The 14,601-nt window shown below is 36.8% G+C and carries 15 protein-coding genes and 1 riboswitch; of the genes, 11 read left to right on the top strand and 4 right to left on the bottom strand.

What is annotated here, in order from left to right:
• Positions 1-1,245 (top strand): branched-chain amino acid transport system II carrier protein (gene brnQ, locus V7097_RS05485; RefSeq protein WP_335702598.1); only part of this gene is annotated, 1,245 nt, incomplete at its 5' end.
• 118 nt (positions 1,246-1,363) lie between these two features.
• On the opposite strand, the gene V7097_RS05490 is transcribed toward brnQ, so the two are convergent.
• A complete protein-coding gene (locus tag V7097_RS05490; protein ID WP_335702599.1) occupies positions 1,364-3,085 on the bottom strand; it encodes a choice-of-anchor I family protein in 1,722 nt (573 codons plus the stop codon).
• Positions 3,086-3,354: 269 nt separating this feature from the next.
• Here V7097_RS05490 and V7097_RS26000 point away from each other — a divergent pair, with 269 nt between their 5' ends.
• On the top strand, positions 3,355-3,465 hold the full coding sequence (locus V7097_RS26000; RefSeq protein ID WP_438824205.1) for a DUF6429 family protein: 111 nt from the start codon (positions 3,355-3,357) through the stop codon (positions 3,463-3,465).
• Between the two features lie 15 nt (positions 3,466-3,480).
• A complete protein-coding gene (locus V7097_RS05495; RefSeq protein ID WP_335702600.1) occupies positions 3,481-3,975 on the top strand; it encodes a DUF5381 family protein in 495 nt (164 codons plus the stop codon).
• Positions 3,976-4,095: 120 nt separating this feature from the next.
• On the opposite strand, the gene V7097_RS05500 is transcribed toward V7097_RS05495, so the two are convergent.
• The gene (locus V7097_RS05500; protein WP_335702601.1) at positions 4,096-4,251 is read right to left on the bottom strand and encodes a hypothetical protein; all 156 of its coding nucleotides are present in this window, start codon (positions 4,249-4,251) and stop codon (positions 4,096-4,098) included.
• A 248-nt stretch (positions 4,252-4,499) separates the two neighbouring features.
• A riboswitch (SAM riboswitch) is annotated at positions 4,500-4,600 on the top strand.
• Positions 4,601-4,735: 135 nt separating this feature from the next.
• Here V7097_RS05500 and V7097_RS05505 point away from each other — a divergent pair.
• From V7097_RS05505 to V7097_RS05525, 5 genes are all read left to right on the top strand, one after another.
• Entirely contained in the window at positions 4,736-4,906 is a 171-nt protein-coding gene (locus tag V7097_RS05505) for a YezD family protein (RefSeq protein WP_335702602.1), read from the top strand.
• Between the two features lie 187 nt (positions 4,907-5,093).
• Positions 5,094-5,654 (top strand): NADPH-dependent FMN reductase, encoded by a 561-nt coding sequence (ssuE, locus tag V7097_RS05510; protein WP_335702603.1) that lies wholly within the window; start codon positions 5,094-5,096, stop codon positions 5,652-5,654.
• Positions 5,655-5,674: 20 nt separating this feature from the next.
• Positions 5,675-7,060 carry an LLM class flavin-dependent oxidoreductase gene (locus V7097_RS05515; protein WP_335702604.1) on the top strand — a complete coding sequence of 462 codons (1,386 nt, stop codon included), beginning with the start codon at positions 5,675-5,677 and terminating at the stop codon, positions 7,058-7,060.
• A gap of 127 nt (positions 7,061-7,187) precedes the next feature.
• Positions 7,188-8,003, top strand: a complete 816-nt coding sequence (locus V7097_RS05520) for an alpha/beta fold hydrolase (protein WP_335702605.1) — start codon at positions 7,188-7,190, stop codon at positions 8,001-8,003.
• Positions 8,004-8,108: 105 nt separating this feature from the next.
• Positions 8,109-8,693: a hypothetical protein gene (locus tag V7097_RS05525; protein ID WP_335702606.1), complete on the top strand. Its 585-nt coding sequence runs from the start codon at positions 8,109-8,111 to the stop codon at positions 8,691-8,693.
• 58 nt (positions 8,694-8,751) lie between these two features.
• Here V7097_RS05525 and V7097_RS05530 read toward each other — a convergent pair whose 3' ends face one another.
• Together V7097_RS05530 and V7097_RS05535 are read right to left on the bottom strand one after the other, a co-directional pair.
• The gene (locus V7097_RS05530; protein WP_335702607.1) at positions 8,752-10,398 is read right to left on the bottom strand and encodes a hypothetical protein; all 1,647 of its coding nucleotides are present in this window, start codon (positions 10,396-10,398) and stop codon (positions 8,752-8,754) included.
• A gap of 1 nt (position 10,399) precedes the next feature.
• Positions 10,400-11,179 (bottom strand): ABC transporter ATP-binding protein, encoded by a 780-nt coding sequence (locus V7097_RS05535; RefSeq protein WP_335702608.1) that lies wholly within the window; start codon positions 11,177-11,179, stop codon positions 10,400-10,402.
• 246 nt (positions 11,180-11,425) lie between these two features.
• Here V7097_RS05535 and V7097_RS05540 point away from each other — a divergent pair, with 246 nt between their 5' ends.
• The 3 genes from V7097_RS05540 (at position 11,426) to V7097_RS05550 (ending at position 14,422) form a co-directional block, all read left to right on the top strand.
• Positions 11,426-12,241 (top strand): ATP-binding cassette domain-containing protein, encoded by an 816-nt coding sequence (locus V7097_RS05540; protein ID WP_335702609.1) that lies wholly within the window; start codon positions 11,426-11,428, stop codon positions 12,239-12,241.
• A gap of 4 nt (positions 12,242-12,245) precedes the next feature.
• The gene (locus V7097_RS05545; protein WP_335702610.1) at positions 12,246-12,950 is read left to right on the top strand and encodes an ABC transporter permease; all 705 of its coding nucleotides are present in this window, start codon (positions 12,246-12,248) and stop codon (positions 12,948-12,950) included.
• A 299-nt stretch (positions 12,951-13,249) separates the two neighbouring features.
• A complete protein-coding gene (locus V7097_RS05550) occupies positions 13,250-14,422 on the top strand; it encodes a diflavin oxidoreductase (RefSeq protein ID WP_335702611.1) in 1,173 nt (390 codons plus the stop codon).
• Positions 14,423-14,601 lie beyond the last annotated feature (179 nt).

Here is a 14,601-nt window from a genome sequence, read left to right on the forward strand (position 1 = left end):
GCAGGGAATTTAATTTTTCCACCATTTTTAGGGTTACAGTCGGGTGCAGATTGGTTTAGCGGCAGCATCGGATTTATTATTTCAGGGGTCATTTTCCCTATAATAGCGATTTATATTATCGCTCATGCAGGTGGTACCGTAGATCAATTGACTAAAAAAGTACATCCTAAATTTTCACAATGGATACTGCTAGGCATTATGTTATTTTCAAGCTTTATCGCCATTCCAAGAACAGGGGCTGTTACCCATGAATTAGGTATTCAGGCAGTTTTCCCCTCGATTCCGGCAGCACCTATTGTCATCATTTTCTTCGCGTTAACTTATTATTTTGTAAATGACAGGAACAATGTTATCGATAAATTGGGAGCTTATTTAACACCTGCATTAGTTGTCATTTTAATTGCTATCATCATAAATGGAGTCATAACGCCGGTTGGACAACCAGTGGACACAGATATTTCAAGTAGTTTTGTTAATGCCTTTCTTGGCGGATATCAAACAGGAGATTTATTAGTAAGTTTTATGGTTGCAAGTGTGTTTATTTCACATATTGTTGGCAAAGGATATCGGTCTGAAAAGGAAAGAAATAAAATGACCGCATTTGCCGGGCTCATCGCCTTCACCTTTTTAGTTATCATCTATACCGGGCTTTTATATTTAGGGGCTTCAGGTAGTGGGATGTATCCACAAAACATAGATAGGGCTGAACTATTATTAGTGATTGTAGAAACGATATTAGGTAAAGGTGGGCTTTACGGATTAGGGATCGTGGTGGCATTAGCATGTTTGACTACTGCGATTGGCTTGACTACAGCTGTTGCTCAATTTTTTGATAGTTTAACAAATGGGAAGCTAAGTTATAAAACAACCGCGGCCATCGTTTGCGTCCTTGGCATTACCATTGCATTATTAGGTGTAGATCGAATCATATTTATAGCAACACCGCTTTATCTGGCAATCTACCCGATTTGTATCGTAGTCATATTGGTTGGGATCTTCCATAGGCACTTACCAAACACTGCTTGCTTTCAAGGTGCCGTGTTATTAACGGTGATTATTAGCGTAGCTGAAGCTATGACAGCAGCCGTAAATATACCATTTTTATCTCGTATAATTGGGATGATTCCATTGAGCAGTAATGGGTTCGCATGGTTAATTCCAGCAATAATAGGATTCGTCGGCGGCGCAATGATTGGAAGATTTAAAGAAAAGGAGAAAGCTAAAGAGCATTCGGTTGCTAATTAAGTAGCTTTCTCGTAAATAAAGGTTTATGAAATTAAAACACACGTCCCTCTTCCCAAAGTGATAGGCGACGTGTGTTTTAGGTTTTATGACTACTAATATTGTCGTACTAGATAAATTGTTATTTAAGTTTGTTTTCGTGATTGTTATTCTTTACAGGATGTGTTTTGCCAAGTTTCCCTTGCTTTATTTGGATTTCATTAACAGAAACAGTCCCGCTTACTTCGTTACCAACTAAAACGAGTGGATTTCCAGTAGGACTTTCATTATGTGGAATAAATTCAAGTCCTTCAGGTGATACATCGCCAGCTATCGCTTGAAATTGCGAAAAATCTCTACTATTTATATAGTCTGCAAACTGTGGATTCTGTGGATCGGTAATGTTATATGTCATTACTCCGCCAATTCTCTCAAGTCCTACAAATGCATATACTTGATTGCCGATCATGCCAACTTTCACATCTTCAGGCTCAGGTCCCTTTTTTGCACTGCGCTTATCTAATTCATCATCGTCGTTAGACCAGTTAAATACTTCTGGAAGACGTTCTGCTGTAATCGTTTCAAAATCACTACCACTGTCGTAGACAAGTTCCATTGTATCAGCCTTCCAAATAGAGAAAGAACGTCCTCCTAAAGTATAGATGGCATCATTACCTCGATCAGTTAGTACTTCAAGTTTTTTGTAATCCTTAGAACTTTTCATTCTATCGAATGCAGCTTGTGCATCCTCTGCTGTCATACCTTTAAACAAACTTGTGTTAAGTGTAATTGAATCCTTAACATCTTCAAAATCAGCAACATTAATAAAATCGGAGTCATCCTCAGGCCACTCTGTTGCATCCCCTTCGTTAGCCGTAATGAGATAATCGACACCACGGATGGTTACATGTTCAATCCCGTCTGGCATGTAAGCTCCTAAAATCGGAAGTCTTTCAATGTCTATCTCACCGTTTCTTGCTGCATCCAATTCATTTCCTGCCACGGAGTGGTCTTTATAACCAAGTGATTTAACAGATAACACTTTGCCTTTTTTGATATCAATTGTAGCAATTGCATTATTCTCTTGTAGGGATACATATGCCTTTTTACCATCTTTTGAAACAGCAATGTATTCAGGTTCAAAATCCTTACTAGCATCTTCTTTTTTACCATTATTACGAATATGAACATCATCATCAATTACACTTGTATCATCAAAAGTAAGGTGTGTAACTTTTCCAGATGTCGTTTCAACAATCGTAATCGATCCTTCAGGGTCATCCCCCTGTAGACCTTCACGTGGTTCCCCTTCGTTCGCTGATAAAATGTACTTTCCATTAGATGTTATTTTAACCATGTCAGGTTGAACACCTGCGTCAAACGTTTTTTGAATTTCACCCTCAGGATTCATGACAACAATTTTACCGTTCTTTGTATAATCCGCATCTTGAACGGCGGCAACAATTATATCTTTTGAGCTATTAATATCGATGCTGGTTAAGTCTCCGTATGCAAAAGTATCGGAGTTCACGACGTCTGCAATATTAATAGATTTTTCTTTTTGTAGTTCTTGCACTGTTTCTGTAGAGGTTAAATCTTTAAGGCTGACAATATCAATAGTTTGTCCCTGACCATTAATAGCGTAAAACTTTTGATTGGCAGAATTATATTTAACAATTTCAGCAACGCCGCCATCTTCATTGGAATAACCCATGCTATAGCCTGCAATTTTGTTAACCCCATCTGGATTCGGAATGTCCATTTTTGCATGTGCATGATTACCCGTTATTGGGCTTACTGAACCTAGTAAAAACCCAGCTAAAAGAACTTTACTGAACATTTTAAGCTTTGTATGATTCTTCATCTTATTGCCTCCACATTTCATTTTCTATCAAAATCCAAAATGATTGGACAGATATAAAGATGATACCCTAGCAATATTTCAACAGTATTGTGTAATTGTAAAGAATAATTAGATTCCTTGTTAAAAGATTGTAAGGGAAAAATTGAGTGGAATAACATAGAAATTTCAAAAAATTAAAAATAACCCTTTTGCTTGTAAAATGGTTCGATTGTTCCGAAAATGGGCTTATCCACTCTAGCTTTGCCAGATAGGGTAACATTATAATATTAATAGATGATGAGGATTTTATTCGTGGCAGTATCCGATCTAAATCTATTTATTTTACTGAGGCTGGTATTAGAGTAGCGAAAGCTTTGGTAGAGAAGTACCTAGAGGAATAATAAAGGAGCTTACGCATGGAAAATAATATAAAAATAACGAATGATAGGGTTGAAGTGGTCTTTCTGCCACTATGGGCAGGTTGTATGGTTTTTATTAGTGGGTTAATGACCGTTGCTTCTCTATTTATCCTCTTTTACATTGTACCTAATACAAGTATTTTGAGAGGCTTTTTTGGAATCATCATTGGTATTATCGGTACATTCTTTTGCGGAAGCATACTACTAAAGGTTTTATCCGCTTTACTGAGCGGTAAGGCTTTATTCACGGTTGAAGATGGGAAATTCAAAGGTGGAAACAAAACTATTCCAATCAGGGAAATTAAAGATATCTATTGGGGTGGGGCTTCGTTAAAATATATTATGGTTCAAACCCTAAATAATAAAAAAGTAAAACTTTCTACATACAACCTAGTAAACGAAAAACCTGTAAACCATGTAATCGAAACATATGTCATCCCACACGCAAATCCCGAGCTAAAAAACAACTGGGAAAAAAGAAAGCGAAAATAGGACATTGGGACAGTTACAGTGTCCCCTGTATATTGGCCAGACCCCATAAGTATTAAATTTATGGGGTCTGGCTCTATTTTTTGAGGTAATGTAATCTAATCCGTTGGATGATGATTTGAATTAAATGTCATCCTCTCGTTCCGTGACTACTTTTTCATGTCCACATCGATCACATATAAACCAAGTCGCAATATATCCCCATCCATCTGGTCTCTTCTTTATTTCTTCAAAAACATGTCCTTTTAATTTACAGTTGATTTTCGCTAAAATATCCATCATACAAACCTCCTTCAATTAAAAGTGTTTTTTATCTTATGCTCCAATGCTTGTCATCATTGAATTAAGTTTTCACTACAATCTTTACAAAGGAGTTGATTATATGGACTGACTGGTTCTATTTTGTCTGCACTATGACTAAATGACTAAAAGTTCCCTTTTTTGAAAATTTTTTGATAAAGTAATTGACAGATAGTAATTTTGAGTGTAATTTAATAACAACAAACAACAACTTAATTACCAATTTATTCTTATCCAGAGAGGTGGAGGGACTGGCCCGTTGATACCTCGGCAACAGACATATTGTACTGTGCCAATTCCAGCAAGCGTAAAGCTTGAAAGATAAGAAGAGTGTACTTGAACTATTCGTGTATGCCCTCTTCTTATTAGAAGAGGGTTTTTATTTTGGCAAAATAATCAAATTGCCATACTGGTCAACCAGTGGCAATAATTTGATACAAACCTTTAACAAAGGGGGATTACAATGGCAAAGCTAGATGAATCAAAGGTGAAACATATTTTGTCAACCTTGGAGAACCTTGAATTTGGTTCTATTGTGATTACCGTTCACAATGGGGAAATCACTCAAATTGATGCGACAGAAAAGAAGCGTTTTTCATTGCAAAAACCCATATCTACTCAAAACACTAAATAATTTGCCGATTAGACGACTAAAGGCATCTTTATTTTCAAAGCGTTCATTCATGACGTTTTGGATAAAGATGCCTTTTTTATTCACTTTTTTCTATGAAAGGGAGTTGAAAGTTTCCAAATGACCTCTAGGAAAAAGCATCTGAGATCTTAACAAATGGATTTAAAAATTTACAAGAATACCAGAAAGGATGATCAAATTGAGTGAAATCGTAATTTTATCAGGAAGTCCTTCCGAAAGTTCTAGAACGGATTTGGTTCTACAATACGCTGGAAAGAAGCTTAAACATGAGGGGTTTTCCGTCACGCATGTATCCGTAAGAGATATTCCTTCTGATGACATATTTAATCTGAATTTTGATAGTCCAGCCCTTAAAAATCTAACGTTACTCATCCAAGGGGCAGAAGGAGTGATTGTAGGGTCCCCGGTTTACAAGGCAGCGTACACTGGAGTTCTGAAAGCTGTAATAGATTTGCTTCCCCAAGATGTGTTAGCAAGAAAAACCGTTTTACCAATCATGACAGGCGGAAGCCCAGCACATCTACTTGCGATTGACTTCAGCCTCAAACCTTTATTGGCTGCATTAAAAGGGCAAAGCTTACAGGGAGTTTACTTCCAAGATTGTCAAATCGATAAAACACAAGTAGTAAACCCTATTATCGATGTGAATGTTTTAGAAAGACTGAAAAAGGAGCTTTATTACTTTATTGAAGCAGTTAATCAGAAAAAAGATTTTGCTTTAAAAAACTAATTAAAGAGGAGCTAATTACTATGACAAAGAAAAGAATTTATTTAAATGCATTTGATATGAACTGTGTTGGGCATCAATCTCCTGGCTTGTGGACACATCCAGAGGATCAATCCCATCGCTATAAAGATAGTGAGTATTGGATAGAGCTTGCGAAGCTATTAGAAAAGGGGAGATTCGATGCTATTTTCTTAGCAGATGTACTGGGGCCATATGATGTGTATCAAGGATCTAGAGATGCCGCTATCCGTCAAGGTGCTCAAACGCCAGTTAATGATCCATCACTTATCGTGCCATTAATGTCTGCGGTGACAAAGCATTTAGGCTTCGGGGTTACTGCATCGGTCACACATGAGCATCCTTATACATTTGCTCGCAGGATGTCTACACTGGATCATATTACAAAGGGGCGTGTAGGCTGGAATATTGTTACTTCTTACTTGAAAAGCGCCGCTGTTAATATGGGCTTGGAAGACCAAATTAAACATGATGAGCGCTATGACATTGCCGAAGAATATTTACAAGTGTGCTATAAATTATGGGAAGGTAGCTGGGAGGATGATGCTGTTTTACTAGACAAAGAAAATCGGATTTTCGCAGACCCAAGTAAGGTTCATGACATCAACCATGAAGGAAAGTATTATAAAGTTCCAGGTGCACATTTATGTGAGCCGTCCCCACAAAGAACGCCGGTACTTTACCAAGCAGGAACTTCCGCAAAGGGCCGGACTTTCGCTGGTAAAAATGCAGAATTAATCTTCATTGGTGCACCGACTAAGAACGTGGCTAAACATTCAGTAAAGAAACTGCGTGAAGAGGCTAAAAAAGCTGGCAGGGCACCAGAGGAATTAAAAATCCTTTCTTGTATTACTCCGATCGTTGGGCGAACTGAAGAAGAAGCATATGAAAAGTTCAATGAATATCAAAAACATGTAAGCTATGAAGGAGCACTGGCTCTTCTTGGAGGCTGGACTGGAATCGATTTTTCAGAATATGGCCCACATGAAAATCTAAAATTTGTAAAAAATGATGCGATTCAATCAACCGTCGAAAACTTTACAAGAATTGATTCTGATAAAAATTGGACGATCGATGAAATTAAAAAATATACCGGTATTGGAGGATTGGGTCCTGTAACTGTTGGAAGCCCAGAACAGGTTGCAGATGATTTGGAGAGTTGGGTGAAAGAGACTGGAGTAGATGGATTTAACATTGCCTACGCGATCACTCCTGGAACTTTTAAAGATTTCGTAGAGCTTATTGTGCCGGTATTACAAGAAAGAGGGCTAATGCGAAAAGAATATGAAGGTGACACATTAAGAGATAGCCTATTTGGCCAAGGAAGCCAATTGCCTGCCCATCATCCTGGAAAGCAATACTCAAAAACTGCAGCACTAACAGTAAAATAACGTGGTTAAAACTAGAAAAGCCTTCGGAATCAACGGAGGCTTTTCTATTTATCTCTTTTTTTTTGGAGGAATTTAGAGATTAAAAGGTGAATATAGTGTGTAAAAGCTATATGAAGGGGGAATTATGATGAGTTTGATTGATGGGAAATATATTGAAGTCGATTCAGGGGTCGAATTATTTGTTCAGGATGTTGGGGAAGGGGAACCCATTGTTTTCATCCCTGGTTTTACATTCACTACTGAGGTTTTTTCGAAACAAATTGAATATTTTTCAAAAACGAATCGGGTGATCGTGATTGATCCAAGGAGTCATGGAAGATCGACTATATCTCTACATGGAAACGATTATGTCACACACGGATCTGATTTAGCATCTGTTCTCCAAGCATTAGATGTAAAAAATGCAACTCTTGTAGGCTGGTCGTTTGGTTGTTTAACAGCTTGGGAGTATGTGAAGCAAAATGGTTTTGATACTATTAAATCCTTGATATTTGTGGATATGCCACCTAAATCCTTATCAGTCAATGATGATTGGGTTGAAGGGAAGCTAGATGATATTGCAGCAATCTACAATAGTTATTTACGAAATTCAGCAGGACAGCGGGAGTTCATAACAAGCTATATCACTCAAGTTATGGTGCAAAGAGAGCTTGAGAACGAAGAGCTAACCTGGCTAGTAGAGCAATCATTAAAAACACCATATTACATCGCAGGTAATTTATTTGCCTCAGGTATGTTTTCTGATTACCGAGAGGAAGCAAAAAAGGCAAGTAAAACTGTTCCTACCTTAACGATTGTCGCAGAGCACTGGGCTGAGATTGCCGAAAAATATACAAACCAATTAACACCCGAATCCCAAGTAAAGGTCCTTGGAGGCCACATGATGTTTTGGGAGCATGATGAAAAGTTCAATGAAATCGTCAAGGTCTTTCTAGAATCATAGGAACCATAGGGACGGTTCTTGTGGTTCTTTAGCCAAGTTATTTAGAATCAGGTAAATGAAACTAATTGGGCTGATAAACGTCTATTTAATAAAAAGGGGTGCCACATGCGCATTTTAGCTCGAGTAGTTTTGTTAACCTGTTTATTTTTATCTTTAGTAATCATCAGTGTTTCAGCTACAAGCTGGCCGGAATTAGAACCACAGCAGGTACTTGATCGTGCGGAAGTTATTGTGATGGGTCAATATGATTTTTCCAGCAAAGCAAAACGCGGTGAGTCTGTTTTTCAAGGAAGAGAATTTAAGGTTAGCAGTGTGTATAAAGGGGATGTTTCAAGCCAGTTAACTGTGGGTATTGACCATTATGATGAAGGTTGGGCAGAGGAATTCCAGGACAAAGATGGTGTGTTCCTTTTATTTTTAGAAGAAAGTGAGAATGGTAAATTACTACTTCCCGTAAGTGGACCAAACGGTATGATTCAAGTTTTGGACGGAAAAATTGAGGAGCCGAATGATGCCAAAAGAGCCTTTTTCGAAGAATTTCTGAAAGAAACCCCGACAAAAACATTTGAAATAGCAAAAGCAGATCAAAATGATAAGCGCAGTGTACCTTTATTACTAATTGTAGGCTCTATTATTTGTATATTAGTCTTCATTTCAATATATCTAAAAAAGAGAAAATCTAACCAATAATCTACTAACTAAAAACTACCCTCATCCTGATGTGAGGGTAGTTTTTTTATGGACTATCTTACTCCACCTTATCCCATGAAACAATGAAGATTTTTCTCCATAGTAATGGCAAAATCAGAATGGCTAGGGCGAGATAAATGTAAAACCCATATGGGATTAGCGTACTGATTAGATGCAGTCCCGCAAAAAGGCCAGCTAAAAGCATTAATAGAAAAATAATTCCTCCATTTCCCTGACTATAGGTTTCAAATGATTTAGAAAAAGGAAGGGACTTTTCCATAATTGCAAAGCAAATAACTGCATAGATGATTGCACTAACAAATACAAGGATTAAGTCAGGTATGATTCTTACTCCATAAATAGGGACAAATACAAGACTAAGTAGCAAGTAGATTGGTAAATATAGATTGACAATAAAAGCTTTCATCGTTCCACTAAAAATGGGTTTTACGTTTTTTAAAGGTGAAAGTTTATAAATCCATGCTCCCTTATGGGTTCCTGAGTATTTAAGCGTAATGATTACGGTTGGCATCATCAACAAGCTAAAATAAATGTTCAAATAAGATTTGCCTTCTCTAATGAGACTAAAAGATTCCCAACTGAATCCATCCATAAATGTGAACAAGAAAATGAATGGAATAATGATAGAAAAGCCTAGTGAAGGATAGACTTTCAACTTAAAATCTCTTTCATTTTTTAGCATTAGACTGGAAAATTGATAGAAAACTCTTTCCTCTTTCGTTGGGCAAATAAATCTTCTAAAGGCTTCTCCCATTTTAAAACGTTTTTTCTTTCTTCCCTTATTGTGTTGTGAAAGTTTTTGAAGATTTCTCTCAAAAGTAGGTGTTAAACGAGCATATATCCAAATTGAAACAAATGGAACGATGATACCTAGCCCAGCTAGTAATAAAAAGAACGGTTGGGAGCCACCGTTTATGACCAGCTCCATAATCACACCATACCAAATAGGAAATATAAGGATATGCCACCATGCTGGCTCTAGGGTGATGGAAAGGTCAACGATATCAAATGCCCTAATGAGAAGTTGGTATCCAATCATAATGGAGAAAGACAAGCCAATTTGGACATAATTGATAATATCCTTTAGCTTTTCCCCATCAAAAAATTGAAGAATGATTAAATATATTAACGCTGTCAAAGCAATAATCAATAAATCTATCAAAAAAACATTTATAAGCGCAACAAGAAAAAATAAGATGCCATGTATAAAAAGTCCTACGATGATTGAGGGCCCTGCCATGGCCATGGTCATTAAGGATAGATAAATCACAATATGTGTTATTTTCGCAGCACTAATTGTTTTTCGATCAATTGGTTTAGGATAGAGTATATTTCTGTCACGAATATCAAGAAGCACAGATGAAAAATCAGAAATCATTGAGGTCATTAAGAAAAAGGTAATCATTCCAAAAACAAGGCTCATTTGAAATAGGTAATTGTCACCGATAATTGTAAAAGGGATTAAAAAGAGCCCGAACAATAAATAAATCCACAAGGATAAAAGATAATGATTTTTATCTTTTTTATCCTTTTTGTTATTTTGTGAGAAAATGGTCGGCACACGGCGTCGGTCCATCACAAGTTTAGCCTGCAGTATTTTTCTCATTATTTTATAATCAATACCAAAACGATTGAAGACTTTTTCAAACCGATCCATCAGCTTTAAAGAAGGAAAGTCCTGCATATCACACCTCACCAACAATCGATACAAAACGTGAAGCAAGCTCTGTATGCTTGTTGAAGCCAGTCAATTGGTTGAAAATCCCCTCCAAAGACCCTTCCTTATTGTGTTCCTTTAATTCCTCAAAGGTTCCATCTGCGGCGATCTTTCCGTCATGGAGAAGGATGATCCGGCTGCTTATTTTTTCAACGACATCCATAATATGAGAAGAATAAAATATGGTCTTTCCCTGCTGGGCCAACTGCGACATAATTTCCTTGAAAATCATGACACTGTTTGCATCAAGTCCATTTATCGGTTCATCAAAAAAGAGTAGTTCTGGATTATGTAATAAGCTTGAAATAATCAGGAGCTTTTGCCGCATCCCTTTTGAATAGGAGGCAATTCGAGAATGATACACTTCACCAATACCAAACAACTCCATAAGGTTTTTTGCTTTATAGTCAGCTAAATCATAGTTAAGACCATATAATTCACCAATAAAAGTGAGGTATTCTTGTCCGGTTAGGCTATCATAAACATCGGCAACTTCTGGCACATACCCAATATTTTGTTTGTACTCCATATTGTTGTCTAAAATACTTTGACCGAAAATCTTTACTTCGCCCTGATAATCTTCTTCAATCCCCAGTATGATTTTTACTGTCGTACTTTTTCCAGCACCATTCGGTCCGATGTATCCAATGATTTCCCCTTTATTAACTGTAATAGAAACCCCTTGAAGGACATGCTTGCTGCCATAACTTTTTTGCAAATTGGTAATCTCAACAATTGCTCCAGACATTCAATCAGCTCCGCGACTAATAGTTTTTTCCTATTTTACCATATTTAGAGAGAAATTACCCTTGCCTAAAACGAGGGACAGAAGGGACGGTTCCTGTGGTTCCGCAATAGAATCTTCCCTGTTTCACTTAACATGATTTGGGAATTAATGTATCCTTAAAGGAGGATTTACATTTGCTAATTGGCCTTTTGCCAAAGCATTATAGAAATTGAATTTACTAGAAAAGTAAAATGGAAGAGGTTTTTCATGAGAATTTTCGAGGCAAATAAAGCTTGCAAGAAGATCGATGGAATCATGATTCTAAATGATGTTTCGATAACCATTTCACAAGGTGAAAAAATAGCAATCACCGGATCGAATGGATCAGGGAAAAGCAGCCTGTTAAAACTTATTGGTGGGATATTTAAAGAGACATCCGGGGAAATAAATAGAACCAAACTGAACATAGGTTATGTACCTGAACGCTTTCCGGAAAATATTCGTTTTACATTAAAAGAATATCTATTAATAATCGGTAAAATGACGAGTAATTCTGATGAAGATATTCGAAAAAGAATTGAGTATTATACTAAGTTGTTTACAATATCTGATTTCCTAACAACGCCTTTAAATAACTGTTCAAAAGGTACAAAGCAGAAAGCTGGAATAATCCAAGCATTGCTAAAGGAACCAGATCTTTTATTATTGGACGAGCCCCTAACTGGATTGGATGAAAAAGCAAAAAACGAGCTATTAAATCAGTTAAATTCTCTTCAAACGGAAAAAACTATTATTTTTACTGCCCATGAATCCTTATTAATTGAGGGATTGGCAGACAGGGTTTTATCAATAGAGAGTGGAAGAGTTGTCTATGATTCTATAGTAATCAAAAAGGAAAAATTAAAAGCTATAAAAGCAAAAATCCCTAATAGAGAAATACTAGTAGGGATTCCGTATGTAAGACATGAATTTGCAGAAGAAAATTTTGTTGAAATAATCGTCTCAGTTAATAAGTCTGATGAGGCTTTGGCCATGTTGCTTGAACGGGGATGTTCAATATTTGAGTTAACAGAGAAGAGGTAGTATGTTGGCGGCTTTTGTTCGATATCAATTAATAAGCTATGTTCGATCATTAAAATTTATCCCACCGGTGTTTATCTTCTTGGCTTGGATATTTATTTTATATGCCTATAAAAATGTGCCAATCCTCAGTAGTTATGCGGTATCTTCTATTGCGATGTACTTAATCATGACATGGATTACGATGTCCGTTATTAAATTAGATGAAGAAAGCGAAAAACATATCTTAATTTCTCATCTAGGAAAAAAGGTGAATTACTTAGTTGGCAAATGGTTAACCATTTTGGTCGTAATGATTCCTTTACTTTTGTTTGCTATCTTTTTCCCGATCATTACAGAAAGCTTCAAAGGGAATATGTCAATCGAGCTATATGCACTTACATTTTATAGCCACTTAGTCTTCTTGGCATTCGGAATATTAGTGGGAACCTTGTTTTCAGCTACCCAACTCGCAGCGAAAAAACATGCTTGGCTTACTGCTGTATTTATCATCGTAGTTTCACTGGCTTCGAAATCAATTACAGACATAGCGCTGTTTTTCAAATGGATTTTGTGGATTTTTCCCCCAGTGTTCAAGGTAATAGAGTATTTGGGGAACGAGGATCAAGTGCTATTAAATAAAACTATCTTATTCGACAGCATTTTTGTAGTTGTTTATCTAATTATCTGTGCTATTCTTTTAGTTCATCTTTTTCTGAAAAAGGAAGAATAGTGGATTTTCTTTAAATTTTTACCAGCTTTATTATTAATGCTTCTAATGCACGAATTGTAACCAATGTATTATATAATATCAGAAGAGTGTTTCGGTCATCGCTGAAAATGAAAATCCATTATTTTCGTTTGTATGAATGAATGCTAATGTCTTTTATTTTATAGGAAAATTCAATTATAATTGGGATGAGCCTTTAAAGCGTAAAATTATAATAAATGCCGATAGTGTGCTAAAATACACGCCAGATAACTTGTACATGTGTTATTCTAAATATATATAATTGTTGGAGGTTTTTAGAAATGCAACGAACTATAGATGATGAAAAAAATCCAAAAAAGCCTGTTCCTACAACATATTCAAGAACAAATCCATTTCCAGCAAAGGTTCTAAAGAACGTTAACTTAAATGGAGAAGGTTCAAGTAAGGAAACAAGACATATTGAATTATCATTAGAAGGATCAGGATTTTCATATATTCCCGGTGATACCCTTGGAATCGCGCCTTCCAATGATCCAGAATTAGTAGCAGCCCTTCTTGAAGAAATGAAGTGGGATGCAGAAGAGGTAGTAACTGTTGGTCGTCAAGGAGAGTCAATGCCGCTTAAAGAAGCATTGGAAACATATCTTGATATCATGTTACTTTCAAGGAAGACTTTACAAAGTGCGGCGGCATTCACAGACAACGAAGAACTTCAGAAGCTTGTGGAAGATGCTGTAGCGGTTAAAGAATATATCGATGGTCGTGATTTACTAGATATGTTACGTGACTTCGGTCCGTGGAAGGTTCCAGCACAAGAAATCGTGGCTCTATTACGAAAAATGGTACCGAGACTTTATTCCATTGCAAGTAGTTTTGCAGCACATCCAGATGAAGTTCATTTAACAATCGGTGCTGTTCGTTATACTGCGCACGGACGTGAACGCAAAGGAGTTTGCTCTGTTCAATGTGCTGAACGCGTTCAGGAAGGTGACACACTTCCAGTATTTGTTCAAGTAAATAAACACTTCCATTTACCTGAGACTCTTGATAAAGATGTGATTATGGTTGGACCTGGAACAGGGGTTGCGCCATTCCGCTCATTTATCGAAGAGCTAGCTATAAATAAAGCTACAGGTCGTTCTTGGTTATTCTTCGGAGATCAGCATCAGGCTACTGATTACTTATACCAAGATGAATTGGAAAAATACCAACAAGACGGTATTCTAACAAAAATAGATGCTGCATTCTCTCGTGATACAGATCAAAAAGTATATGTGCAGCACAAAATGCTAGAGCACAGCAAAGAATTGTTCGAATGGATTAACAATGGTGCTTATTTCTACGTGTGTGGAGACAAAGACCATATGGCAAAAGACGTAAACGAAGCCCTTCTTTCCGTTATTGAACAAGAAGGTGGAATGGACCGAGAGGCTGCTGAAGCTTATCTAAAAGACATGAAAACACAAGGTCGTTACCTACGTGACGTATATTAATATATAGTTTGAAAAAGCCCCTCGCTAAGAGCGAGGGGTTATTTTGGGTCAGAGGGCCAGGTTAGTTGTCCCAACTTCCGAGGGACAAGTACTTGTTCTTAACAGAATGTCAATTCATCTTTTACCTAGTTGCGAAAGAGAATCTGAAGACTCAGATTTTGACATCTCTATAGTTCCTC

It is taken from the genome of Bacillus sp. JJ1562 (assembly GCF_036962705.1).
Lineage (GTDB): Bacteria > Bacillota > Bacilli > Bacillales > Bacillaceae_L > Ferdinandcohnia.

Bases quoted from the DNA above. Each gene is read 5' to 3' on its own strand.
- V7097_RS05490 (WP_335702599.1), bottom strand. From the start codon at position 3,085: ATGAAGAATCATACAAAGCTTAAAATGTTCAGTAAAGTTCTTTTAGCT.
- V7097_RS05540 (WP_335702609.1), top strand. From the start codon at position 11,426: ATGAGAATTTTCGAGGCAAATAAAGCTTGCAAGAAGATCGATGGAATC.
- V7097_RS05500 (WP_335702601.1), bottom strand. From the start codon at position 4,251: ATGGATATTTTAGCGAAAATCAACTGTAAATTAAAAGGACATGTTTTT.
- V7097_RS05530 (WP_335702607.1), bottom strand. From the start codon at position 10,398: ATGCAGGACTTTCCTTCTTTAAAGCTGATGGATCGGTTTGAAAAAGTC.
- V7097_RS05505 (WP_335702602.1), top strand. From the start codon at position 4,736: ATGGCAAAGCTAGATGAATCAAAGGTGAAACATATTTTGTCAACCTTG.
- V7097_RS05525 (WP_335702606.1), top strand. From the start codon at position 8,109: ATGCGCATTTTAGCTCGAGTAGTTTTGTTAACCTGTTTATTTTTATCT.
- V7097_RS05550 (WP_335702611.1), top strand. From the start codon at position 13,250: ATGCAACGAACTATAGATGATGAAAAAAATCCAAAAAAGCCTGTTCCT.
- V7097_RS05535 (WP_335702608.1), bottom strand. From the start codon at position 11,179: ATGTCTGGAGCAATTGTTGAGATTACCAATTTGCAAAAAAGTTATGGC.
- ssuE (WP_335702603.1), top strand. From the start codon at position 5,094: ATGATCAAATTGAGTGAAATCGTAATTTTATCAGGAAGTCCTTCCGAA.
- V7097_RS05520 (WP_335702605.1), top strand. From the start codon at position 7,188: ATGAGTTTGATTGATGGGAAATATATTGAAGTCGATTCAGGGGTCGAA.
- V7097_RS05515 (WP_335702604.1), top strand. From the start codon at position 5,675: ATGACAAAGAAAAGAATTTATTTAAATGCATTTGATATGAACTGTGTT.
- V7097_RS05495 (WP_335702600.1), top strand. From the start codon at position 3,481: ATGGAAAATAATATAAAAATAACGAATGATAGGGTTGAAGTGGTCTTT.